Below are 26,302 nucleotides of genomic sequence, written 5' to 3'. Positions count from 1 at the left end.
TATGTTTTTTTCCATCATCGTTCCTCTCTATAACAGACCGGTTGAGATCAAGGAAATGCTCAGTTCTTTGTTGGACCAAACCTACAAGGAATTTGAAGTGATCATTGTGGAGGATGGATCCAAAAATAATTCGGAACATATTGTAGATAAGTTCAAAGACAGACTGGATATACAGTATTTCTTTAAGGAAAATGAAGGTCAGGGATTTGCTCGGAACTATGGTTTTGAAAGAGCAAAAGGAGATTTCTTCATTGTTTTTGATTCTGATATCATTGTTCCAGAAGATTATCTGCTCAAGGTAATCGAAGGGATTGAAAAAGATAAACTGGATGCATTTGGTGGTCCAGATGCAGCACATTCTTCTTTTACGGCCATACAGAAAGCGATCAGCTATTCGATGACCAGTCCGTTTACCACAGGCGGTATCCGTGGCAATAAAAAGCATGTCGGACAGTTTCATCCCAGAAGTTTCAATCTAGGGATCAGCCGTGCCGTTTGGGAGAAAACTGGGGGATTTAAGCTTTCCCGTCGCTCCGAGGATATCGAATTCAGTATCCGGATGATCAATTCCGGCTTTAAGGTTGGTTTGATTCCAGATGCTTTTGTTTACCATAAACGAAGGACGAGCTTTGCTCAATTCTATAAGCAGACCTATAATTTTGGAAAGGGAAGGATCGATATTTACTGTCTGTACCCGAAGGAATTGAAGCCTGTTCATGCCCTGCCTGCCGTATTTGTGTTGGGCTTGGCTTTCTTGCTCATGATCGATGTCATCAACCTGTTGACCATGGACGAGATCTATTTTTTACATATCCTGGGCCTGATAGGCAATTCTTTTCTAGCGATCTATACCATATTACTGTTTCTACATGCCTTGGTCAGTACCAAGAGCCTGAAGGTTGCCTTCTTGTCGGTGATTGCAGCTTATACGCAATTGATAGCGTATGGATCTGGATTCCTGAGCCAATATGCCCAAAAATTTATTACGAATAAAAAGGCTTCAAAGAATTGATAAATTCCTGATGCTTTATTAAATTGTGATGAGGAGATACTATGATTTCATTAACTCAAGGAAGTTTAGATAAATTAGAAACCCTGTTCAGTGATCTTGGCTATAAACTGCGCTATGAGAAGGGATCGTTCCGGACCGGTGCATGTGTTCTGCAGAACGCCAGGGTGGTGGTGGTAAACAAGTTCTCGACCGTGGACATGAAAGTGGTTTCCCTATTGCAAATCTTGGAAACCATGGAAGTGGATGAGAGCTTGATCCAAGAAAAATTAAAGACTTTTTATCAGCAAATAAAAAAGACAAAAATTACGGTTTGAGAGTAACATTTTTAGGTACAGGAACCTCGCAGGGAGTTCCGGTTATTGCATGTCCATGTGAAGTCTGCCATTCGGAGGATAAGCGAGATAATCGCCTACGTTCTTCGATATTGCTGGAATACAATGGCTATTCGGTCATTGTGGATACAGGACCTGACTTTAGGTACCAGATGTTACGCCAGGAAGTCAAGCGCCTGGATGCCGTATTAATGACGCATTCCCATAAAGACCATATTGCAGGTTTGGATGATGTCCGTGCCTTTAATTACCAACAGCAGCAATCCATTCCGATCTATTCCAATAAGGCGACCCATGATGCCTTGAGGAAGGAGTTCTACTATGCCTTCAGTGATTATAAATACCCCGGAGTGCCTCAGCTGGAGCTTGAGGAAATCTTTGCCGGGCAGGCTTTTGAGCTGTACGGAAAATCAATCCTGCCGGTGGAGGTGATGCACTACAAGATGCCGGTTCTGGGATTTAGGATGGATAATTTTGCCTATATCACCGATGCCAAGACTATATCTGAGGAATCCTTTAAATTATTGGAAGGAGTGGAGGTTTTGGTGATCAATGCTTTGCAGCGCGAACCTCATATTTCCCATTTGACTTTGGAGGAGGCTATCGAAGTTTCCAATCGGATACAACCCCAAAAAACCTACCTTACCCATATTTCACATCGTTTTGGAAAGCACGTGGAGATAGAAACCATGTTGCCGGACGGAATTTATGTGTCTTACGATCAGTTAGTTATTGATTTATTGTAAAAAAATATGTCTGTTTAAAACAATTTGTTTGAATGACTTGTTTATCCTAATGAAAATTGAATCATTGAATAAACTATTTTACAAAACACAAATTTTAACTACTATGGGAAATATTTTGTATTTAATCGCGGTTATTCTCGTCATCATTTGGGCAATTAGCTTCTTTGGAGGTTATGCTACTGGCGGTATTATTCACATTTTATTGGTTATTGCCATTATTGTGATCTTATTGAGAATAATCAGAGGCAACGCTTAAATTTTATTAAATAACAGTTGAGCAATGGCTATGTCTTCTTCAAAGGTAATCTTCAGGTTCTGTTGATCTCCGGGGAGCAGGTATAAGTTATTGCTCAACTTTTCTACAACAGATGCGTCATCTGTAAAAAAGCTTTCCTCAGGCTGTTCATAGGCTTCGATCAGTAGTTTGCCCATAAACAGTTGTGGCGTCTGTACCAACCAGACGGTTTGCCTATCCACCGCATGGCTTTGTTCCTGCATCCCCATCCTTACAGAATTTGTACTCTGTACAGCAGGGATTACCGCAGGTCTATCCAAGTTACAGGTCGTATATAACTCATCGATCAATTTGCCGCTCAACAATGGTCTAGCGCCATCGTGAACCCCAATTTTAGATTCTAACCCCAGTTGGGTACTTCCCTTAATAAATTCAATACCATTTTTTACGCTCTGGAATCTCGTGTTTCCACCTTGAGTCACCTGATGCGGGATGTTGAAATCATATTCTCTGCAGAGTTCCTCCCAAAGACCAAACATCTGTTCGGAAAGAACGAGGATAATTTCGGGCTTGGTCTGTGAAGAGGCGAATTTCTCCAGGGTATGCATGAGGATGGGTTTTCCATCCAACAGAAGAAATTGCTTTGGGAGATTTCCTCCAAGCCTAGAGCCTGTTCCAGCAGCAACGATGATGACAAAATGGGTAGACATAGCTTTGATATAGCGTTTAATAAAACAAAGTAAATAAAAAGGAATAAAAAACGCAGGTCATTGACCTGCGTTTTTCTTATTTAAGGAGTAAATTATTAAATAATCAACATAGCGTCTCCATAGCTATAGAAACGGTATTTCTCTTTTACGGCAACTTCGTATGCATTCATTACATTTTCATATCCTGCGAAAGCTGCAATCATAACCAAAAGGGTAGATTGTGGAGTATGGAAATTGGTGATCATCGAGTTGGCGATGCTGAAATCATAAGGAGGATAGATGAACTTGGAAGTCCAATCATTTGCTGCTTTCAAATGTTTGTCGGCAGATACTGAGGATTCGATAGCGCGCATGGATGTTGTACCTACTGCACAGATCTTGCGTTTGTTATCGATACCCTTATTAACGATGCGAGCAGCTTCCTCAGAAATGATATACTGTTCGGAATCCATTTTATGTTTAGTTAAATCTTCTACTTCAACCGTACGGAAAGTACCAAGACCTACGTGAAGGGTTACTTCAGCGAAATCTACGCCCTTAAGTTCTAAGCGTTTCATCAATTCGCGGGAGAAGTGCAATCCAGCGGTTGGCGCTGCAACGGCACCTTCGTTTTTAGCGTAGATAGTTTGGTAGCGGAATTTATCTTCAGGAGTTGCTTTTCTTTTGATGTATTTAGGAAGAGGAGTTTCACCTAAGATCTCGATGTTCTTACGGAACTCTTCGTCAGTACCATCAAAAAGGAAACGGATGGTACGGCCACGGGAAGTGGTATTGTCTACTACTTCGGCAACCAAAAGATCGTCATCTCCGAAATACAATTTGTTACCAACACGGATTTTACGAGCAGGATCAACCAAAACGTCCCAAAGGCGTAATTCTTTGTTCAGTTCCCTCAACAAGAATACTTCGATAGTCGCTCCAGTCTTTTCTTTATTACCATACATACGAGCAGGGAAAACCTTTGTGTTGTTCAAGATCATGACATCTTTATCATCAAAATAATCCAGAACATCTTTGAAGATCTTGTGTTCGATTTTTCCACTATCGCGGTGTAAAACCATTAAACGAGATTCATCTCTTTGTTCTGAAGGCTCAGATGCTAGCAATGACTCTGGAAGATTAAAGTTGAATTGAGATAATTTCATGTTATTCTACTGATGTATTATGCCCTCTAGCCTTACTGGGGCTAGATTTTAAAAAGGCTTACAAAATTACGAAATTAAAAGCTAATTATACCCTTTTTCTTGTATTACAACAATTTAATGATAATATCGGGTAAAACCATGTAGCTATGACTGTACATTTTAGTACATGTTCAACCGAATTTATTTAATAACATTGATTTCTATAAAATATATTGTAATTTAAAACTGACATTTACACTGTCTATTACCTATTTAGATTAATTTTTTATGACAGATACAACAAAGAAGGGCGATTTTGCAAATGATTTAATACCTAACCCTGACACACTAGACGATGGAATCCATCACGTTAATAATCCAGTTCTCGACCTTCCCAATATAGAAAAGCTTTATTTAACTGCTGTTAAAGGCTATACGCAAGACCGAAACGCGTTTTATTTTTCGGATGGGCGATCGAAAGTGGAAGTGAAAGTTTTTTCAGAGGATATCATCCGAGTGCGATTGGCACCTGAAGGTTCTTTCTTGGTCGATTTCTCTTATGCCATCAGTTTCAAGGAAGATAACTACGTGAGTTATGAACTTTTGGAAGATGCCGAATATTACAAAGTAAAAACGAACTCTACGATATGCTTGATCCGTAAATCGGATTTTACCATTTCCTTTGCGGATACGAACGAGAAGGTCTTGAACAAAGACCATTCGCCAATGCACTGGGAAGAGAATGTAGATTTTGGTGGTTATTATGTCTATTGTTCTAAGGAAGTTGCTGCTGATGAAGCTTTCTTTGGACTGGGCGATAAAGCTACCAACCTGAACCTGAGAGGGAGAAGGGTGAAGAACTGGAATTCGGATACCTATTCCTATGCCTTCAATCAGGATCCACTCTATAAGACGATCCCGTTCTATATGGGGGTAACCGAAGGTCAGGCCTATGGAATCTTCTTCGACAATACCTTCAAGACTTATTTTGACTTCGCTGCAGAACATCAGGACCAAACCAGTTTTTGGTCTGAAGGTGGAGAACTGCTATACTATTATATCCAAGGTCCAAAAATGATGGACGTGGTAAAGCGCTATCATAAACTCACCGGCACCCATTATATGCCTCCAATGTGGGGCTTGGGCTACCATCAATGTAGGTGGAGCTATTACCCAGAGAATAAGGTTCGTGAAGTTGCCTATGAATTCAGAAAACGTGAAATTCCTTGTGACGCTATCTATTTGGATATCGACTATATGGATGGATACCGTTGTTTTACTTGGAACAAGCGCTATTTTCCAGATCCTAAAAAGATGATTTCGGACCTCAATGCCAATGGATTTAAAACGGTGGTGATGATCGATCCGGGCATCAAGGTGGATGATAGCTATTGGGTTTTCAAGCAAGGTCAGGAGAACAACTATTTCTGCCGCCGGGGGGATGATTATTTCATGGAAGGGTTTGTATGGCCAGGAAGGTGTCAATTCCCTGATTTCACAAATCCGGAGGTACGGACATGGTGGGGCACACTATACAAAGGTTTGGTCGATGATGGCGTTGCAGGTTTCTGGAACGACATGAATGAGCCCGCTGTATTTGGTAGAGGGACTTTCCCGAATGATGTTAGGCATCAATTTGAAGGACATCGTGGTTCGCACCGTAAAGCGCATAACGTATATGGTATGCAGATGGTCCGCGCGACTTACGACGGCCTGAAGAAATTATATAAAAACAAACGTCCGTTTACCATTACCCGTGCTGCCTATGCCGGTACGCAGCGGTACTCATCGGTATGGACGGGTGACAATATCGCTACTTGGGAGCATTTGCGCATCGGAACCTTACAGTTACAGCGTCTTTCGGTTTCTGGACTTTCTTTCTGTGGAACCGATATCGGTGGATTTACCGGTGAGCCAGATGGTGAACTGTACACGCGTTGGATGCAGTTTGGGGTGTTCTCTCCATTTATGCGGGTCCACTCGGCAGGTGATACCCGCGATCGTGAGCCTTGGAGCTTCGGACCAGAATGGGAAGCGATCTGTAAGAAGTTTATTGAATTGAGATACAAGTTGTTACCCTATATCTATTCAACATTTTGGTTGCAACATAAATATGGTGAACCTATCTTAAGACCGGTTGCCTTGATGGAACAGGAAAAGGCCAAAAATATGGTCCGTGAGGAGGAGTTTGGTTTTGGGAATCAATTGTTGGTTTCGCCAGTCCTTCATCCTGGTCAACAGAACAAAATTGTTTATTTGCCTGAAGGAACCTGGTATTATTATTTTGACAACAGTTTCTATGAAGGTGGTCAGGAATATACCATTGATACGCCATTGGATGAGATGCCATTCTTTGTCCGTGGTGGATCGATTATTCCTGAGTATCCTGTGATGCAGTTTACTGGAGAGCGCAGGGTGGAGTCATTGCGATTGAACCTGTACTATTCCGAAGGTGAACATGCATCTTACCTATATTCCGATCATGGAGAAACCTTTGCCTATGAACAAGGGGTCTATGTGGAGAAGAATTTTATTGCAAGCTGTGATGCCAAGCAGGTCAGCGTGATTCAAGGTGAGGAAGGGTTGTATACTCCATATTACAGCGATTTCCATCTGTACCTGATCGGTTTGCCATTTGAGCCAAAACAGATCACGGTAGACGGGGTCAAAACCGCTTTGCAGAAAGATGAGCAAGGAAACAGTTTTATTAAATTAGAGCGAGATTTTAAAAAAGTAAATATTCAATAACTAGCTAAAACCTACTTAATTATGCCTCAACCAGTTGAAGTACACTCCTTATTGTCCGAATTTGATGTTTTCTTATTCAAGGCAGGACGGCATTATAAGCTTTATGAGAAATTTGGTTCTCATGAACTTCTAATTAATGGGGTAAAGGGAGTATATTTTGCGGTATGGGCACCCAACGCCCAAACAGTGTCGGTAGTCGGAAACTTTAATGGATGGAATCCTCATTCGCATCAATTACAGGTTCGATGGGACAGTTCGGGCATTTGGGAAGGTTTTATTCCTGGATTGGAGAATGGAGAGGTCTATAAATACCATATCCATTCCAATACTGGGGAGCATCTGGAGAAGTCTGATCCATTTGCCCTGCATACCGAGATACCACCGAAGACAGCATCGATTGTTGCTACAACATACTTTGATTGGAATGATTCAGAATGGATGTTCAGTCGTAGGGAGCATAATGCACTGGATAGGCCCATGTCGGTCTATGAAATGCATTTGGGCTCTTGGCTTCGTGATCCTAAAGATCCAGATCGTTTCTTAAGCTATTTAGAAATTGCAGAACAGCTGATACCTTACATTCAGGAAACTGGTTTTACCCATGTGGAATTTATGCCTATCATGGAGCATCCATATTATCCTTCGTGGGGATATCAGATTACCGGTTATTATGCGGCGAGCTCCAGGTTTGGAGGTCCACAGGACTTGATGAAATTGATCGAGCTGTTGCATGAAAGCCATATTGGCGTAATCCTGGACTGGGTGCCTTCGCATTTTCCGGGAGATGCCCATGGGCTCTATAATTTTGATGGAACCCACCTGTATGAACATGCGGATCCTAGAAAGGGTTTCCACCCCGATTGGCAATCCTATATATTCAATTATGGAAGGAATGAGGTTAAATCGTTCTTGATCAGTAATGCCTTTTTCTGGCTGGATCGATATCATATCGATGGATTGCGGGTGGATGCCGTTGCCTCCATGCTTTATCTGGATTATTCAAGGAAAGCTGGTGAATGGGAACCTAATGAGTTGGGCGGAAATGAAAACCTTGAAGCAGTGGCCTTCTTGAAGGAATTCAACGAGGCTGTTTCCAAATATTACCCCAACGTGCAGACCATTGCCGAAGAGTCTACTTCTTGGACGGGGGTGAGCCGTGCCACCTTTAATGGTGGACTTGGGTTTGGAATGAAATGGATGATGGGCTGGATGCACGATACATTAGCCTATTTCAAGGAAGATCCTATCAATCGTTCCTACCATCATGATAAGCTGACCTTTGCCACCGTATATGGATTTACGGAAAACTTTATGCTGCCTTTATCGCATGATGAAGTGGTATATGGCAAGCGTTCCTTGGTCTATAAAATGCCTGGCGATGAATGGCAGAAGTTTGCCAACCTCAGGGCATTATACCTATACATGTTTACTTTTATAGGAACGAAATTGCTCTTCATGGGTGGGGAATTTGGTCAGACTGCAGAGTGGAATGTCAACCAATCCTTGGACTGGCATCTGTTGCAGTACAAGCCGCATTCTAGTCTAAAGAATTTCGTGGCGAAATTAAATGAGATCTATAGAAAGTATCCAGCACTTTATGAGAAAGCATTCAGTCCGGAAGGGTTTTTCTGGATAGAATTAGGGGACAGGGATCAAAGCGTCTTTGCGTATTGCAGACGTGGGCACGATATGGTGAACGACCTAGTGGTCATCCTCAATCTTACGCCTGTTGTCCGGAGGAAATTTAAGTTAGGTGTGCCGCATCCGGGAAAATGGGAGCTGATCCTGAACTCGGACGATCAGGCATATAATGGCAGTGGCGTATCGGTTAAGAAAGAATTGATTACAGAAAATGAACCTTGGATGGGGCAGGAACAAGCCATTGTCGTAGACCTGCCACCATTGAGCGGTTTAGTATTTAAAAGAAAATTCGGAAAATGAAAGTCATACATTTAAGTGTAGAATGTTTTCCTGTCGCCAAAGTCGGCGGATTGGCGGATGTGGTGGGTGCCTTGCCTAAATACCAAAGGGAATTAGGTATTGATGCATCGGTCATCATGCCCTACTTCAACAGGAAGTTTGTACAGGATCATGAATTTGATGTGGTAGCCCGTGGAGAATTCCCACAGGGTTCCAGTGTATTGACCTATGAAATATTAAAGGAGAAAAAAGATGAATTGGGATTTCCGTTGTTCTTGGTGAAGATCCCTAATCTTTTGGACCGTGAAGAGATTTATTGTTATCAAGATGAGGCAGATCAATGGATTGCCTTTCAGCATGCGGTTCTCCATTACCTAAAAAGCAATGATATTCATCCGGATGTGCTGCACTGCCATGATCATCATGTAGGATTGGTTCCTTTCTTGACCAAGTGGAGCAATGAATTCAATGTCTTCAAGGGTGTAAAAACGGTAGTGACGGTCCATAATGGACAGTATCAAGGCTGGATGTCCTGGAGCAAAGGGATTATCCTGCCATCATTTGATACCTGGAAATGGGGGTTGTTGGATTGGGATGGTCTGATCAATCCGTTGGCCACCGCCATAAAATGCTGTGATGCCTATACCACCGTTTCTGAAGGTTATCTAAAGGAACTGTTTGTGGATGCAAATGGATTGCAGGATTTGTTTTCAGATGAACGCTCCAAGGCCGTGGGCATAGTCAATGGTATTGACACCTCTTTTTGGGATCCAGAGATCGATGCCTTAATCGATCATCAATATTCCATGGTAACCGTGAACCAAGGGAAGGCTGAGAACAAAATGACCTTTTGCAAAGAATTTGGTCTAGATCCGAGCAAGCCTCTGTTAAGCTATATCGGTCGATTTGCCACGGAAAAAGGAGCAGATATTTTGCCTGAATTAATTGAGAATCTTTTGAAGAAAAACTCAGGGAAATTAAGTATATTTATACTAGGCTCTGGTGATGCGGGTATCCAACAATCTATAGAGGCTATCGCTCCTAACTATAAAAATGATCTAGCAGTATTCTTTGGGTATAATGAGCAATTGGCTCACCGGGTTTATGCAGCCTCAGACCTGTTGATTATGCCTTCGCGTGTGGAGCCCTGTGGATTGAACCAACTGTATGCATTAAAATATGGGACCATTCCTGTCGTTCGCAAGATAGGGGGGCTAAGAGATACCGTAAAGGATGTAGAAGAGGGAGGCTATGGCTTTCTTTTCAATGATGTAGAGGCTGATGAAGCTGCTGAGACTGTGAAAAGAGCAATCAAATATTTGAGTTATGCTGATAACTTGACGAAAACAAGGGATGCTGCGATGGTATTGGATTATTCTTGGAACAAATCGGCAAAGAAATATATAGAGTTATATAACCAATTACTTAAATGATATGTCGCATAAAGTTGTTTCTATAGTACTAGGTGGGGGTCGAGGAACCCGCTTATTTCCGTTGACAGACCAACGTTCGAAACCAGCAGTTCCAATTGCAGGAAAGTATAGATTGGTTGATATCCCAATTTCCAATTGTCTTAATTCTGGCTACAATAAGATATATGTACTGACGCAATACAACTCGGCTTCATTAAACAAGCATATCAAGAACTCCTACAACTTCAGTATTTTCAGTAAGGGTTTTGTGGATATATTGGCTGCAGAGCAGACCAATGAAGGTGATCGCTGGTTTGAAGGTACCGCCGATGCGGTTAGAAGGACCCAGAAGAACTTGGTGAATGTGGACTATGATTACGTGCTGATCCTTTCGGGCGATCAACTCTATCAAATGGATTATTCGGCCATGGTGGACTTCCATGTTAAGAACGGAGGGGAAATCACCATTGGAACCATTCCAGTAACGGCCAAGGAAGCTCCAGGTTTTGGAATCCTGAAATCGGATGAAAACAATAAGGTCATCTCCTTTATTGAAAAACCGACCAAGGACCTTTTGGAAGACTGGACCTCGGAGGTGCCTGAAGAATTGGAAAAACAAGGTAGAAACTATTTGGCTTCCATGGGTATCTATGTGTTCTCCAAAGGAGTGATGTCGAGGATGTTGGCAGAGAACAACGGAATGGATTTTGGAAAAGAGATTATTCCAGATGCAATCGAAAGTTCAAATGTATTGAGCTATCCTTTTGACAGCTATTGGACCGATATCGGTACGATCCCTTCTTTCTTTGAAGCGAATATTGGATTGACAGATGATATCCCGGAATTCAACCTTTTTGGCGAAACGGTATATACCCGGGCGCGTATGTTGCCACCATCAAAAGTGTCAGGTACTACCCTGAACAATGCAATCATAGCTGATGGATGTATTATCTTGGCTGAAAAGATCCAACGTTCTGTGATTGGGATCCGTTCTAGGATAGGGGAAGGAACCGTGGTCAAGATGACCTATATGATGGGGTCGGATTATTATGAAGAATTAAATGAAGTTGTACAATTAACTTCATCCCAAGCTCCGCCACCAATTGGAGTAGGTGAGCGCTGTTATATCGAAAATGCCATCTTGGACAAGAACTGTAGGATTGGAAATGATGTGAGGATTAAAGGTGGGAAGCAATTAAAGGATGGGGATTTTCCTGAGTACACAATTTGTGAAGGTATTATCGTCATCAAGAAAAATGCTGTAATAGAACATGGCAGAACCATTGGGTTCTAGAACTATAAGATTTAAAAAGAAAGGCTATCCCACTCGGATAGCCTTTCTTTTTTATGTTTTTATTGTTGGCCTTTTAATACCAATTCATAGATAAAGTAAATGATCGCCAAGACAATGATTGCAATGATGATTGTTTTCTTGAGATTGTTAGCTGCTGGCTGATCATCTTTCTCTTTAACGACTGTTTCTGGAACCTTTGTAGGGTCTACATCTTCGGCGTTATTGATTTTGTTTCCTTGTTCATCTTCTTTTTCTTGCATCGTTATTCTCCATTAGTTTACTATTCTTAAACAAATAAAGAGATAAATAGTTTGAGATGGCATGTTAGTCAACAGATTCGCGGATTAAGCCATAATCAAGGGCCATTTTTATGGCCGAGCTCAAGTTGCTGGTCTTGAATTTTTCGATCAGGTTCTTACGATGGCTCTCCACAGTGTGGTGGCTAATAAAGAGCTTTTCTGCAATTTGGGTCGTCGTCAGTCCCTGTGCCGCTTCAGCCAATATTTCCTTTTCCCGACGGGTCAATTTTGGGACACTCTTCAGTTCCGTACTGTTTTTCTTATCGATGATCAGTTTGGTCTGTTTGCATAGAAATTTCTTTCCAAAAAGAATTTCTTGGATGCCAAGCTTGATCTCGTCAATGGAAGCATTTTTCTGGATATAGCCATGCGCCCCTTCCTGAAAAGCGCTGTTGATCACAGCAAATTCATTGTGAACACTGAGCATGATGATCTTAAGATCCTTATGTTTTTTGATCAATGGACTGATCAATTCCAATCCATTCGCATCAGAAAGGTTGATGTCCAATAGCAAGACATCAATCGCAGTTTCTTCCAAAGCCTTTACCAAGACCTGCGCATTGGGATAACAACCAATGATATTTAAATCTGGCTCTTGGGCAAGGATGTTCTTCAAGCCTTCGGATAGTAAAGGATGGTCGTCGGTGATGGCGATATTTATCATGTTTGTTTGTTTTTTGGGATATTGATTTCAAAGCTACTACCTTGACCGATATCAGATTGTACATTCAAATTACCTTTCAAGAACTCTACTCTTGATCGTATGTTCTGCAAGCCTGCAGATTTGTTGCTGTGATTGTTCCTGTCAAACCCTTTTCCGTCGTCCTCAACGGTGATATGGTATTCGGAGTCTTCCTCAACAAGCTGGATAAGGATTTGGCTAGGGTCCGCATGCTTAATGGCATTATTGACCAGTTCTTGGATAATTCTATAGATGACCAGTTGCTGGTCAAGATTCATGTTGTTGTTAAAATGCAGGAATTGGACATCGATTTCCAGATTATCATTGCACATGCGTGAGGCATAGTCATTCAAGGCTTCCTGCAAACCAAACTTCTGCAATAGGTCTGGTGTCAGGTTGTGGGCAACTCGACGGAGTTCATCAACGGCCATATCCAATTGGGTGATTCCCTTTTGCATCTTCTCCTGGATCTCAAATGATGTTTGGTCGTTCAGATGGGATAATTGCAGTTTGGTTCCTGATAAAAGTCCTCCTAAGCCGTCGTGTAGATCGCGTGCAATCCTTGCCCTTTCTTGTTCTTGCCCATCCAATAGGGCAGTCAGCATGGATATTTTCGCATTTTGTCTTTCTTGTTCGATGGCAAGGTTGTGAAAGTTCTCCCTTTGTTTCATATGTTTCAGGCGCTGCGTATAGGCATAGAATAGGACCGCCAATAGGGTTAAGGCTGCGATCATCAAAGCAATGTAATACGTGTTGATTTTATCCTTTAAGCTGATTTCTTGTTGATAATTGCTGATTTCTTGAGCTCTGTTCTTGGCTTCCAGTTTAGACATCTGAATTTCCTGAAACTGCTTCTCAGCAGTCAGTTTGGAGACCTCCAATTCTTTGGACTGATTGTCCTGGATCAGGCGCAAGTTTTCCAGTTCCTGCTTCTGCTGGATTCCCAAAGCTGCCATCAATTGGATCTGCTGTTCTTTCTTTTCAGCTTCTACTTGTAAGAGTGCCAGTTCTTGGTCCTGTTTTCCTTTTTCATACTGTGCTTCAAGACGCTTGCCTATACCCAGCTTCTCCTGGTCGTAGACATTGGTAAACAAGGTAATGTATTCTTTATAATAATTGATGGCCTCCTGATAATTTCCCTCTTGCTCACTGATATGTGAAAGGGTGTTATAGATGCTCATCAAGATCTGTTGATCCTGTACCTGGGATTTGTTGATCTCTATCAGTGATGATAGCAAATGTTCTTTTGCTTTTTTGAAGTTCCCGTTAAGAAGTTCCAGTTCTGACAATATCCCATACGCCGAGGCAACCAAATTGTACTGTTTGGATTCCAGTCCTTTTGTTTTTGCCAGTTCAGCATACTGAGTTGCTTTATCCCTATATTCCTTAGGATAGAACTTAAAATAGAGATGCGAAAGGTTATTGGCTACAAAAGCTAAGTTTGAAGGTATTGGTATCTCATTCTGTTTTTCCAGATAGGTATTCAAAGCTTTTAGGTAGTATTCTTCCGCTGAGTTCCTAAATTCTACATGTTGTTGGTCTTCTAGATATTTCTGTTCATACATATAGCCCAATGACATGTAGGTGTCAAAAATGGTCAGTGGATCTTTCTGCTTCAGTGCAATATTCAGCGCTAGTTTGCTGTATTTTTCCTGCAGTTCAAACTCATTCCAGTTCGCGTAAATAGACGTCAGCTCTTTATAGACATTTGCTTTTCTGTTGAAAAGTGTATTCGATTGTTTGGCCTGATCGTAATAACTTAACGCGATCATAAACTGCTTGACTGCTTCTGCCTCCTGTTGTTGCCTTGCCAATATCCATCCATAGCCGTAATAGACATATCCTTTGGTTTCGATGTCCTTGCTGCGGTCTACCAATGACTTCGCCTTCAAGATGCTTTGCCTTGAACTTGTCGTTTCTTCCATAATCAATTGATTGATGGCAAGAATGGTATTGAGATAGGCAGAATATCGGCTGTCATTTAACTTGCTGGCAACGGCGATATCTTTTTTAAGTAGTTTGAAGGCTTCATCTTCCTTTTGATTGAAGAATAGCGCTTGCGCCAGCTTTCCGGTGCTGAAGAATTTTTCAGGATCGTCGGTGTTGTATTGATTATATTCTTTTTGGAGTTTGTCCAGGATATCCTGAGCCTTTGCCGAATGGGGAAGGAGGGCAAGAATGTTGAATAGAAAAACATAAAATATAGATAATAAGACTTTTCCTATGTTAGTGTTCATTCTTGCTTTCTGTTTGTGTATTGACAAAAGTACATAAACAGAGCCTAATTAAGGACTCTGTTTATGCTTTCGTTCGATTAGTTGATGTTTACTTTTTCACCTTTGGTATTGATATAATACACATCGCCATCATCCGTATCCATAACTGATGCCGTACCATCTTCGAAAGAGGAAACACTGCTAAACTTAATAGGGATGACTAACTTTCCTTGATTATTGATATATCCGAATTTTTCACCCTTTTGAACAATATGCAATGGGTCTTTTTCAGAAAGAGAGATCATATCGTAGCCTTCTGCAAGTTTTTTGTTCTGTTTGATATTGTACATTACATAATGATCATTTTCAACCGAAACAAAAACTTCGGCGTTGAATTCCAGGATGAGAGGATAAGAAATCGGAACGATAACCTTTCCTGTTTTGTCCAAGATTCCGGTTTTATCACCAACGGTAGCCGATAAGTATCCGTGGCTCATATGGCTCACCATATCATATTGAGCCTTGATAACAGGCTGGTCATTGGCACCAAGGATCCCAAACTTGTCGTTTTCGGAATAGATGTACTGTTGGTATTCTGCGTCATACACTAGGAAATCATACTTGAAAGGAATCTTGATGTTACCATCTTTATCCATTGAACCATATTTGCTATCCAAATTGATTACTGTGCTTATTCCTCCACTGAATTGATCAAAAAAGGTATAATCAGCTTCGGTAATAGGATTTCCATTTTCATCCATTAAGCCTAATAGCTCGGTGTCCTCATCTTGGTATAAGTAACGGTCTTCATCAACCTGCGGGACTGCTGAAAGGCTATCTGCCGCATCTAAATGCTCACCCTCTTCCTCGTCCACAACCAATGCAGCATAGAAAGTAGGAATCTCAAATTCGGTATTGCTCAGGCTTTCTTCGGTAATATTAATTGCAGTAAATCCAGTCTCGCCAATAGTAAGTTCCATTACCGCTCCAGGTAGATCTTTAAGGAACATGAATTGATCCCAATATAGGTTTGGATGTTTATCGGAGTACCAAACTTCCATCTTAGTATAGTTATCACCCGAAAGGTCAAAATCTCCATTCACTACGGCCATCTTACAAGGAATGCCTGCTATGGTTTTAGTTTTTCCCTGGACGAATTCAAATTCTACGTCTGATTCCACATATAGCCTTCCAGCTTCACCATCATTACCTTCATTGTAAATGTAATACTGTTCGGATTCTGGAAACAACAAGAAAGAGCGATCTGTCTTTTTGTTGATAACCTGCAATCTAGTGGGTGATTCATTGAGCGAAGTCTTAATAAAAGTGTCGTTGAACCAAGCCCTCAATGAATAATTGTCTGAAGTGTTTGCTTGATCCTTTTGTTCTCCAATTAAAATAGTGCGATAGTCGATTCTGTGAAGCTTTTGCTCTTGTGCCAACAATGTTAGATTGCAAAAGCTAATAAGTAAAATAGAAAATAATAGTTTTTTCATTAAATATGATGTTATTCCACAAAAATGGGCAGATTACGGCAGAAAAACCATCCCTGATAACAGCTAATTTCGTTGGTTGCACGGAAATAATAGCCTGATTTTATGAAGTGGACATTGTATAGCTCCGGAAAATAAATTTAGTAAGTATTCCTACTCAGTGGTTTTTAATATGTAAGTAAACTACTCCAAGCAATTATTTGACACTTCACCTCTTTTTCTATGATATAACATGTGTGGAGAATCAACTTTTTAAGATTATTAAACTTAAAAATATGCTTAAAATAATGTTTGTTAAGCAACGAGAATATTCTGTGTTACAACATTTATTCATTATTTTCTCTAATATCCTTTTTAATTGAAAATTAGTTATAAGATTAACTAAAGGGTAATTATTAAGCTTTAATTATGTTAACTTTTTAGATGAAGTAGCGAAACCTTTTTGTTATTTTTGAATTAACTAATTGTACTTGATAAAATATATTTAACATCTTAACCTACTATTAACAAACATTTAATAATAAACCAATATTGTAAAACCTTTCTTTGCTCGCAAAGAAATTGTACTTAAACCATGAAAAAGAACTACACCTACCTGCCCATTTTAGTGGGCTTATCGCTTCTTTCTTGGTCTGCTGCTCATGCTACATATAAGCATGTCCCACTAGAGCGGACCTATGAAATCAGTCAGAACATTATTCGAGGTAAAGTAGTCGCAGAAACAGGTGAGGCTGTTGTCGGCGCATCAGTGAGTAATGTCACGATTGGGTCTAGCACCCAAACTGATGAAAATGGAAATTTTGAACTCTCCGGTTCTGTGGGAAACGAACTGAGGATTTCCATGGTCGGCTATACTGCTAAAACTGTTACTGTTACTGGACCCCAAGTAAATGTTACTATTGTTGCTACCGATCAAAACCTTGATGAGGTCGTGGTTGTGGGCTATGGTAAGCAGAAAAAAGTGAACTTAACAGGTGCAGTAGCACAGATCGATTCCAAAGTATTGCAAGATCGTCCTGTAGCAAATGCAACCCAAGCTCTTCAAGGGGCTGTACCTAACTTGAACATTAATTTTACCAACGGACGCCCAGGGGGTGAAGGAAAGGTAAATATCCGTGGTTTTGCTTCTATTAACTCTGCAAATGCTGCTCCACTTGTCTTAATAGACGGCGTTCCGGGGAATATCAATACCATCAACCCTAAAGACATTGAATCGATATCTGTATTGAAGGATGCTTCCGCGGCGGCCATCTATGGTGCTCGAGGTGCCTTCGGTGTTATGCTTGTCACAACCAAAAAAGGACAAGCCGGAAAGATGACCATTGGCTATAGCAATAATTTTGGAACTTCTGACCTTACTGTTAACACGGATTTCATCACCAATGGCTATGATGCTGCCGTATTGAATGATGAAGCGTTTTTACGTGCAACTGGTAACCGATATACAGGTTATACCGATGAGGATTATGCCGAATTACTAAAGCGTAAAAATGACCCATCTTTACCTTCCGTGGTAATCCAAAATAGAAATGGAAAGGACCAATACGTGTATTATGCCAATACGGATTGGTGGAATACTTTCTATAGGGATAAGATGAATTCTATGGAACATGCCCTAACTTTTTCTGGTGGATCTGAAAAAATGGACTATTACATCTCCGGAAGAATGTACCAGAAAGGTGGTCTGATGAAGGTCCAGCAAGATAAGTTTGAAGGATACAACCTAAGAGCTAGATTGAATGGGCAAGTAACAGATTGGTTAAAAGTGAGCAATAATAGCCAAATTAACTATCAAAACTATACTTTCCCAGGATGGAACAGTAGTGTAGATGCCAACAATAACTTTATCTCCACAACTGTGCATGCATTACCTTCCTATGTTCCTCAAAACCCAGATGGTACGGCTACATACAGAACGGAACTGAACAATTATAATATCGGTGATGGTATCATGGCAGATTTACTTTACGGTAAATCCAAAGGAGGGGAGAAGGAATATGAATTTATCAACCTTTTTGAAGCTGTCGCTCAAATTATGCCAGGCTTGACCGTTACTGGTAACTATACATTTACCTACAATCCGATTGATAAATTTAATCGCAGGGTTCAGGCTCCATGGTCTGTTTATCCAGGCGTGATCAATTATTTGGGAAATGATCAGCTAGTTCAAAACTTAGAGAATTACAAGAAACATTCCCTTAATATTTTCGCCAATTTCAACAAAAAATTTGGTGATCATAATTTAGGAGCTACAGCAGGTTACAACCAAGAACTGAGTACCTGGAGAAATGTAGGTGGAACCCAAACCAACCTCTTATCGGAAGACCTTAATGACTTTAACCTAGGTACAGGCGTGCCATTATTACGTGGTGGCGAAGAATCTTGGGCATTACAGGGGTTTTTCGGAAGGATAAATTATGATTATAAAGGAAGATATCTTTTAGAAGTAAATGGTCGTTATGATGGGACTTCCAAATTCCCTTCAGGTCAACAATTTGGTTTCTTTCCATCCTTTTCAGCAGGATGGCGTATTATGGAAGAACCTTTCTTAGAGTCTGTGAAGCCTTATATCAACGAAGCTAAATTAAGAGTTTCCTACGGTTCTCTAGGAAATGCTCAGGAAGCTTCGCCTTATGGTTATATCCCGTTATTAGGTGCTGGAAACTCAGCCTACATTACCAATGGTGGAAGAACACAATTCTTAAGTTCACCGTCGCCAATCTCTGGAGATTTAACCTGGGAAAGAACCAGTACCTTAAACTTTGGTGCTGACTTTGAATTTGCTCAAAGTAGATTGACTGCATCCTTTGATTACTTTATCCGCGAAACCTTGGACATGTTGATCCCTGGAAAAACATTACCAGCAGTATTCGGTGCTAGTTCTCCGAAAACGAATGCAGGAGATTTAAGAAACGTAGGATGGGAATTGTCATTAGCATGGAGAGATCAATTTGAAGTTGCTGATAAACCTTTTGGCTATAGTTTCGGTCTTGGTCTGTCGGATTCCAAAGCAAAGATTACCAGATTTGACAATAGAGAAATGTTGTTGAACAACTATTATGTCGGTCAGACATTAGGTGAGATCTGGGGCTATAAGATCGACGGTTTGTTCCAAACCAATGAAGAAGCTGCCAATTGGGATGTAAATCAAGATCGTATTGATGCTCGCCGTCTTTCAGCTCCTGGAGATTGGTCTAAGCTGCAGGCTGGAGATCCAAGATTTGTGGATATCAATGGGGACAAAGAAGTAAACCAAGGGAAAAATACCCTAAGTGATCCTGGAGATCAGGTTATCATCGGTAATAGTAGAGCGAGATATAACTTCGGTTTAAACTTAGGTGCCAACTGGCAAGGTTTTGATGTCTCGGCATTCTTCCAAGGTATCGGAAAACAGAACTGGTGGCCAGGTTCCAATGCGGATAAGTTCTGGGGACCTTATTCAAGACCTTATTACTCATTCGTTCCAAAAGATTTTGTTGAAGATGTATGGACTCCTGAGAATCCAGATGCATATTTCCCTCTATTGCGTGGCTATATCGCTTTGGATGGTAACAGTTCCCTGAATGTAAAATCAGACCGTTATCTGCAAGATTTAGCTTATATCCGTTTGAAAAACCTAACCATTGGTTACACTCTTCCAAACGCTATCATGAGCAAGTTGAAACTGAGCAATGCAAGGATTTATCTATCTGGAGAAAACCTGTGGACAGCGACTAAACTAAGGTCAAAATATATTGACCCAGAACAAGCAGCTCAAGAATCTAACGGTAGAGCTTACCCTTATTCTAGAACATTTTCTTTTGGACTTGACTTTACTTTCTAAACCCATGAAAAACTCATTAATATTATATGTTCTACTTGCTGTTCTAGTTACAGGATGTAGTAAGGATTATTTAGATAGACAGCCGGAGGCAAATATCTCTCCTGATGTCTCTTTCAAAAGTGTCAAAGATCTTGAATTGTTCAGCAATTCATTTTATGACGGCGCCCTTCCATCTGCTGAAGGAATCTATAACGAGGCAATTGATAATATTGTTAAAACAACCCTTCAGGATGAATTAACGGGAAAAAGAATTGTCCCTGTAAGTGGGGGTGGCTGGTCTTGGACCCAACTAAGGAATATTAATTTCTTCCTTGAAAACTGCTATAATCATCTTTCAGTTCAGGATGCTGCGCCTTATGCAGGTGTAGCCAAATTCTTCAGGGCTTATTTCTATTTTGATAAGGTTAGACGTTTCGGAGATGTGCCTTGGTACGGAAAGGTTCTTGATGTCAATGATGAAGAGGAATTATCGAAAAAACGTGATTCCAGAACGCTTATTGTTGATTCCATCATGGCAGATTTAGATTTCGCCATCAAGAATATGTCAGACGCAAAGTCCGATGAAAAAGCAACAAAATGGACCGCCTTGGCACTTAAATCAAGAGTGGCCTTGTTTGAAGGTACTTTCAGGAAATATCATACGGAATTGAACCTGCCAAATGCAAATAAATACCTTGAAATGGCTGTAGCAGCTTCTAAAGAATTAATGGATGCTGGTCAGTATAGTCTATATACAGGTGCTGGTGTTGATTCTTATGGTAAACTTTTCAGCTCTGTCAATAGCGTATCCCAAGAAGTTATTTTGGCCCGTAAGTTTTCGGATGCCCTACAGATTTGGCACAATGTAAACTATTATACCATTACAGCTTCATACGGTAAGCCAGGTCTGGAGAAAAACTTGGTCAACTCCTACTTAATGAAAGACGGAACACGCTTCACGGACAAACCTAACTATGATAAAATGACCTTCTTGGAAGAGGTAAAAGATAGGGATCCAAGGTTGCATCAAACCATTAGAACTCCTGGCTATACCAGAATAGGAGGGGCAGCACCAATAGCACCTAACTTTGGGAATTCCGTAACGGGCTATCAGTTAATCAAATTCGTAGGTGATGTGAAATATGATAACTATAATCGTTCTGAAAATGATATGCCTATTTTCCGCTATGCTGAAGTTCTGTTGAACTATGCTGAAGCTAAAGCTGAATTGGGAACTTTGACCCAAGCGGATCTTGATCAATCCATTAACCTAATCCGTGCAAGAGCAGAAATGCCAACATTGGTATTAGCAGCGGCAAACAGCAATGCAGATCCGTATCTGGCCAAAGATTATCCAGCAGTTGCTGGCGCCATGAAAGGTGCCATCCTTGAGATCCGTAGAGAAAGAAGGATCGAATTGGTTATGGAGTCTTACCGTTGGGATGATATTTTGAGATGGAAAAGCGGTCAATTGATCACTCGTCAATTTAAAGGGATGTATTTCCCAAGCATTGGAAAGTTTGACCTTGATGGTGATGGTAAAGAAGATGTTTGGATTTACGAAGGAACTAAACCAACAGCTCCAGGCGTCCAATTGTTAAAATTAGGATCAGAAATCTTATTGGAAAACGGGAAAAGTGGAAACGTGATAATCAATGCCCATATCAAAAAAGTATTTGATGAGGCTAAAGATTATTTCTATCCGCTTCCGATCCAGGAATTGGAACTCAATAAGAATTTAACTCAAAATCCAGGCTGGAAATAATGTTAATATTAAATAAATGAATAAAGCCGCATCTTTTTGATGCGGCTTTTTCTTATGCAATATCTTCAGCTTTAGGGTTGTTAAGCTTGGAATGTTTATAACCATAAAAGAAATAAACCACTAATCCTATTGCTAGCCAGATCAAAAAGATCACCCAATTGCTCGTACCTAGCTCGGTCATCAAATAGAGATTGATCAGGATCCCAATCACAGGTAGCAACGAGAAATTGTATTTAAAAGCCATAATAGCAAGTACAATCCATACAGCCCAAAAGATCAAAATCAACGATTTATGCTCCAGGATATACAAGAAATCCAAGTGTTGCCATTCATGGATGGCTTCTTGGTTAAATCTCCAGATCAAAGCCCAAGCAATCACAAAACCTAATCCGATCAGGTATTTGCCGTTTATATAGGGAACTCTAAATTTAGATTGCTTTGATAAGCCTGAATAATCCATATAGAGTACACCCGCACAGACTAAAATAAAGGCAAAGAAGGTACCTACGGAGGTTAGATCCACAAAGAAATCCATCTTGAAGAACATGGAAGGTATAGCAACCACAAAGCCTGTCACGATTGTCGCAAAAGAGGGGGTCTTATATTTTGGATGGATAGTAGCAAACTTCTTCCAAAGCAGGCCATCACGACTCATCGTCATCCAGATCCTTGGTTGAGCCAATTGATAGACCAAAAGAGCACTGGTAATCGCAATGACTGAGGTGACTGAGATTATCCCAGCTAAATAATCGACTCCTATGTATTTAAAAACAAATGCCAAGGGATCTTTTACGTTCAGTTCCGTGTAATTCACCATCCCTGTCAATACCAAAGTTATCCCTACATAAAGAACGGTACAGATCAATAAGGTGATGATCATCGCCTTAGGAAGGTCCCGTTGGGGATTCTTGCATTCTTCTGCAGTGGTCGAAATTGAATCAAATCCAATAAATGCAAAGAATACAGCTGCAACTGAGCCTAATACGCCCTGGAGACCATTTGGAGCAAAGGGTACCCAGTTTTCAGGATTGACGAAAAAGGCGCCACCAATAATGATAGCCAAGATTACACCGATCTTTACCATGACCATGATGTTACTGGCTCTTCTAGACTCTTTAATGCCTCGGTATACCAACCATGTGATCAAGCTGATGATAACCCCAGAAGGCAGATCAAAAATAATAGGTACTTCACCAATCCGAGGGGCAGATTCATAGGCCTTCAGACCCAACTTATCCGCAACCGTCAAAGCTTCCGGTCCTAATTCAACTAACTTCTGATGAGCTTCCAAGGCATATTGGGGCGCCATAGAAAGCCATGCAGGGATATGAATCCCAAATCCTTCCAGCATGGTAACGAAATATTGCGACCATGATATGGAAACCACAATATTGGAAACAGCATATTCTAAAACCAATGCCCAACCAATAATCCAGGCGAATAGTTCCCCAAATGCAACATAAGCATAGGTATAGGCACTACCCGAAACTGGAATGGTACTGGCAAATTGAGCATAGGAAAGAGCCGTAAATACGCAGGCAAAAGCAACAAACACAAAAAGTAGAGAAATGGCAGGGCCACCCTCAAAACTAGCCAATCCGATGGTGCTGAATATTCCGGCACCTACGATGGCAGCAATTCCTAAGGAAACTAAGTCTCGAACTCCAAGGACCTTGTTCATACTTTCGGACTGACCCTTTTCCTTGATGATCAGTTCTAGACTCTTCCTTTTGAAAAGCTTATTTCTCATTAGCGATTAATTATTTGGTGAAGTCAACAAAAGTAGATATAAAAATGAAACCCTAGAATGATATTTATAAGAAAATCATACTAGGGTTTCTGAAAATTTATTGAATAAAATATTTCATTTATGTTGTGGCCGAGTAATTATCTAGTATTTCCTGCGTAGGTACAAAGAAAAGTGTACCTGTTTCCGCAGTACTGAAATCCAATATCCTATCATAATTTCCTACAGGATCCCCCAAGAACATATTTTCCAACATCTTTTTCGTTGTCGAGAATTTACTGGCGTAGGAAATAAAATACGTGCCGAATTCACCTTTTGAAGGATTTGAAAACGGAAGGTTATCCCGCACAATCTTTAGGTCATTCCCATTCTCATCTGTAATACTGGTCAATGCACTATGGGCATTCTTTGGCTTGACTTCATCCGTCATCTCCACATCCGACAATTTGTACCGACCAAATACCTTCTCTTGCTCGCTTGTAGACAGTTCTTCCCATGCCTTAAGATTGTGGATGTATTTCTGTACAAACTGATAACTCCCACCTTGATATTGAGGATCTTCTTCGCCAACCAATGCAAATTGAGCTCGTTCATCCCCAATCGGATTTTCTGTTCCATCGACAAAGCCAAGGATGGAACGGCCATCCCAATACCTAAAACCATGGACCTCCACCAAATTGTCGGCAACAGGATTGATGATATCGTAGATATCCTTCGCCATCTCATAACAGATGCCAGCATTCTCTGCGCGTAGATGAAAATGTAAATCTCCCTCCGTAGATACGGCAGTATGTTTTCCTCCAACAATCTTTTCAAAAGTCTTCAGTTCCTTGGGAAGGGGAGTAGGCATACCTAATTTATTCCAAGCATCATAACCGATCCCCATAATACAACTGGTCCTGCCATTTGGCGTACGAACCACAAATGAATGGTTCAAATTGGAAACCAGTGCACAAAGCCTTTCAAAGACAGCCTTATAATCTGTTCCATCCTTAAATTTCCAAACTGAAAAAATGGTGTTGTTATTGGGGTAATCCGTAATGTTTTGAGATATTGATGCCATAGGTGAATTTAATAATAGTGTTAACCTAATTTAAGCATTCTTAACAAGAGATAAAAGTTAGCCTGTAAATTTTATTGAAAGAAAAAAGTACTGCGTTTTAGGGCAGTACTTAATGCATTGTGATGAAAAAAGCAGAGAAATAAATCCCTGCTTTCTCAATTAGTAATTTATAACCTTATCTAATTCTTTTTCATCGATGGTAACTTCATTTAGATAACGCTCTAAGCTATCATCCAATTCTTTCATCCAAGGTGTATGGTGAGGTTCAGCGCTTGTGCCATCCATGACCGACTTGTAAACCTGATCCCTGTAGTTCAGGATATTGACCTCCTTGTCGTTTAACCAGCTTTTAAACATCTCTGCCACACGATCTAAATCGAATGCAGGATAATCCGTATAACTGATCAAATTCTTGATGTAATCTGTCTGGAAATCTACATGCTCAGGACCAGTTACGGTTTTAGCCTCGTAATCCATCCACTGTTTAATGTCGGCATCTCTTTCCTCTTTAGCTGGGAAATCAACTCTCCCCAACATATAATCCCTTGCAAACCATGCCTGAGTATCAAACATGTTGAATGTATAGTATTGGTCTTGCATTCCTAAGAATATAAGTCGCTCATTTTCATTGAATACTACACCTTTATATAAATTGTCTGGATACAGACAGTTCTTCGTCTTTAAACGCAAATCATCCGGTAGGAAAGGGAACTTGTGCTGATATCCTGTACAAAGGATTACAGCGTCATAATCTTCAGTTGTTCCATCTTTGAAATAAGCAGTATTGCCATCAAAGTGAGTTACCAACGGTTTTTCCTTGATTCCTTCTGGCCATTTCGTGCCAATTGGGTTTGTCCTATAGGAAATGGTCACCGAGTCACTGCCATGTTTGAAACATTGAACCGCAATATCCTCAGCAGAATAACTACTTCCGATCAACAACAACTTTTGTCCAATAAATTGATCCGCACCACGGAAGTCATGCGCATGCATCACGGCACCTGGAAAGTTATCAATACCTTTAAAATAAGGCATATTAGGTGTTGAGAAATGACCTGTACCTACTACAAGATAATCGAAGTACTCCTCGAATGTCTCATTCTTTTGTAGGTCATCAAATACGACCCTAAATTGTTTTTTATCTTCGATATAGTCAACCCAGCGAGCTACCGTATTGAATTTAATATAATCTCTTGCGTTACTTTTCTTAATTCTGCCTTGAATGTAGTCAAAAAGCACTTCACGTGGAGGATAGGACGAAATTGGCTGCCCAAAATGCTCCGTAAAAGTATAGTCTGCAAATTCTAGACATTCTTTTGGCCCGTTGGACCATAAGTATTTATACATGCTTCCATGTAATGGTTCGCCAAATTTCCCTACACCCGTTCGCCAGGTATAGTTCCACATGCCGCCCCAATTATCTTGTTTTTCATAACATTTAATTTCTGGGATGGGATTACCTTTTTTCTGTTCTGATTCAAATGCTCTTAACATAGCTAAACCACTAGGGCCAGCTCCAATAATTCCAACTTTAAAATCTGTCATATTTTATTCTTTTTATAAATTTTTTAAATTTTTCAATGTGCCATTATCTGTAGATAGATGCAATAAGGCTGTAATGATTCCCATTAGGGGAAATAGAAGGCGTGTTGATTTCTTTGGCAGATAATTACCAAATATTCGTGACGCTAAAATTAAAGGA

The 26,302-nt window shown here is 40.5% G+C and carries 19 protein-coding genes; 10 read left to right on the top strand and 9 right to left on the bottom strand.

Annotated features, from left to right (window positions below; genetic code table 11):
* The first annotated feature begins 1 nt into the window (after position 1).
* The 4 genes from ACWIB3_RS12495 (at position 2) to ACWIB3_RS12480 (ending at position 2,346) form a co-directional block, all read left to right on the top strand.
* Positions 2–1,012 carry a glycosyltransferase gene (locus ACWIB3_RS12495; RefSeq protein ID WP_313258526.1) on the top strand — a complete coding sequence of 337 codons (1,011 nt, stop codon included), beginning with the start codon at positions 2–4 and terminating at the stop codon, positions 1,010–1,012.
* Between the two features lie 41 nt (positions 1,013–1,053).
* On the top strand, positions 1,054–1,326 hold the full coding sequence (locus ACWIB3_RS12490; RefSeq protein ID WP_185211656.1) for a hypothetical protein: 273 nt from the start codon (positions 1,054–1,056) through the stop codon (positions 1,324–1,326).
* A complete protein-coding gene (locus ACWIB3_RS12485; RefSeq protein WP_454291751.1) occupies positions 1,323–2,090 on the top strand; it encodes an MBL fold metallo-hydrolase in 768 nt (255 codons plus the stop codon). The genes ACWIB3_RS12490 and ACWIB3_RS12485 overlap by 4 nt, the downstream gene beginning before the upstream one ends.
* A gap of 103 nt (positions 2,091–2,193) precedes the next feature.
* Entirely contained in the window at positions 2,194–2,346 is a 153-nt protein-coding gene (locus ACWIB3_RS12480; protein WP_139185413.1) for a lmo0937 family membrane protein, read from the top strand.
* Here the strand turns inward: ACWIB3_RS12480 and ACWIB3_RS12475 are convergent.
* Positions 2,343–3,035 (bottom strand): 2-C-methyl-D-erythritol 4-phosphate cytidylyltransferase, encoded by a 693-nt coding sequence (locus tag ACWIB3_RS12475; protein ID WP_454291750.1) that lies wholly within the window; start codon positions 3,033–3,035, stop codon positions 2,343–2,345. The two genes, ACWIB3_RS12480 and ACWIB3_RS12475, sit on opposite strands and share 4 nt — an antisense overlap.
* Before the next feature lie 95 nt (positions 3,036–3,130).
* Complete coding sequence (gene queA, locus ACWIB3_RS12470) at positions 3,131–4,180, bottom strand: tRNA preQ1(34) S-adenosylmethionine ribosyltransferase-isomerase QueA (protein ID WP_185211659.1); 1,050 nt, start codon at positions 4,178–4,180, stop codon at positions 3,131–3,133.
* Between the two features lie 267 nt (positions 4,181–4,447).
* Here queA and ACWIB3_RS12465 point away from each other — a divergent pair, with 267 nt between their 5' ends.
* Genes ACWIB3_RS12465 through ACWIB3_RS12450 form a run of 4 tightly spaced genes read left to right on the top strand, consistent with a single transcriptional unit; the run spans position 4,448 to position 11,533 of the window.
* Entirely contained in the window at positions 4,448–6,907 is a 2,460-nt protein-coding gene (locus ACWIB3_RS12465; RefSeq protein WP_454291749.1) for a glycoside hydrolase family 31 protein, read from the top strand.
* Between the two features lie 21 nt (positions 6,908–6,928).
* Complete coding sequence (gene glgB / locus ACWIB3_RS12460; RefSeq protein ID WP_254529128.1) at positions 6,929–8,848, top strand: 1,4-alpha-glucan branching protein GlgB; 1,920 nt, start codon at positions 6,929–6,931, stop codon at positions 8,846–8,848.
* The gene (locus ACWIB3_RS12455; protein ID WP_454291748.1) at positions 8,845–10,260 is read left to right on the top strand and encodes a glycogen synthase; all 1,416 of its coding nucleotides are present in this window, start codon (positions 8,845–8,847) and stop codon (positions 10,258–10,260) included. The genes glgB and ACWIB3_RS12455 overlap by 4 nt, the downstream gene beginning before the upstream one ends.
* 1 nt (position 10,261) lies before the next feature.
* Complete coding sequence (locus tag ACWIB3_RS12450) at positions 10,262–11,533, top strand: glucose-1-phosphate adenylyltransferase (protein WP_185211663.1); 1,272 nt, start codon at positions 10,262–10,264, stop codon at positions 11,531–11,533.
* Between the two features lie 59 nt (positions 11,534–11,592).
* Here ACWIB3_RS12450 and ACWIB3_RS12445 read toward each other — a convergent pair whose 3' ends face one another.
* The 4 genes from ACWIB3_RS12445 to ACWIB3_RS12430 form a co-directional block, all read right to left on the bottom strand.
* The gene (locus ACWIB3_RS12445; RefSeq protein ID WP_185211664.1) at positions 11,593–11,793 is read right to left on the bottom strand and encodes a hypothetical protein; all 201 of its coding nucleotides are present in this window, start codon (positions 11,791–11,793) and stop codon (positions 11,593–11,595) included.
* A 64-nt stretch (positions 11,794–11,857) separates the two neighbouring features.
* Positions 11,858–12,496 (bottom strand): response regulator transcription factor, encoded by a 639-nt coding sequence (locus ACWIB3_RS12440; RefSeq protein ID WP_185217076.1) that lies wholly within the window; start codon positions 12,494–12,496, stop codon positions 11,858–11,860.
* Positions 12,493–14,751, bottom strand: a complete 2,259-nt coding sequence (locus ACWIB3_RS12435) for an ATP-binding protein (RefSeq protein ID WP_454291747.1) — start codon at positions 14,749–14,751, stop codon at positions 12,493–12,495. The genes ACWIB3_RS12440 and ACWIB3_RS12435 overlap by 4 nt, the downstream gene beginning before the upstream one ends.
* Before the next feature lie 77 nt (positions 14,752–14,828).
* Positions 14,829–16,226: a WG repeat-containing protein gene (locus tag ACWIB3_RS12430; RefSeq protein WP_454291746.1), complete on the bottom strand. Its 1,398-nt coding sequence runs from the start codon at positions 16,224–16,226 to the stop codon at positions 14,829–14,831.
* A 571-nt stretch (positions 16,227–16,797) separates the two neighbouring features.
* Here ACWIB3_RS12430 and ACWIB3_RS12425 point away from each other — a divergent pair.
* On the top strand, positions 16,798–20,046 hold the full coding sequence (locus ACWIB3_RS12425; RefSeq protein WP_454291745.1) for a SusC/RagA family TonB-linked outer membrane protein: 3,249 nt from the start codon (positions 16,798–16,800) through the stop codon (positions 20,044–20,046).
* Between the two features lie 4 nt (positions 20,047–20,050).
* On the top strand, positions 20,051–21,790 hold the full coding sequence (locus tag ACWIB3_RS12420) for a RagB/SusD family nutrient uptake outer membrane protein (protein WP_454291744.1): 1,740 nt from the start codon (positions 20,051–20,053) through the stop codon (positions 21,788–21,790).
* Positions 21,791–21,842: 52 nt separating this feature from the next.
* Here the strand turns inward: ACWIB3_RS12420 and ACWIB3_RS12415 are convergent, their stop codons facing one another.
* The 3 genes from ACWIB3_RS12415 to ACWIB3_RS12405 form a co-directional block, all read right to left on the bottom strand.
* Positions 21,843–23,540, bottom strand: coding sequence for an amino acid permease (locus ACWIB3_RS12415; RefSeq protein WP_454291743.1), 1,698 nt, complete (start codon positions 23,538–23,540; stop codon positions 21,843–21,845).
* Positions 23,541–23,658: 118 nt separating this feature from the next.
* Complete coding sequence (locus ACWIB3_RS12410; protein WP_454291742.1) at positions 23,659–24,600, bottom strand: Dyp-type peroxidase; 942 nt, start codon at positions 24,598–24,600, stop codon at positions 23,659–23,661.
* A gap of 159 nt (positions 24,601–24,759) precedes the next feature.
* Positions 24,760–26,145, bottom strand: a complete 1,386-nt coding sequence (locus ACWIB3_RS12405; RefSeq protein WP_185211672.1) for an NAD(P)-binding domain-containing protein — start codon at positions 26,143–26,145, stop codon at positions 24,760–24,762.
* Positions 26,146–26,302: the final 157 nt, after the last annotated feature.

Source organism: Sphingobacterium sp. NPDC055431 (assembly GCF_053644255.1).
Note: the sequence above shows the minus strand (reverse complement) of the source record. Positions and strands in the feature narration are given on the sequence as shown.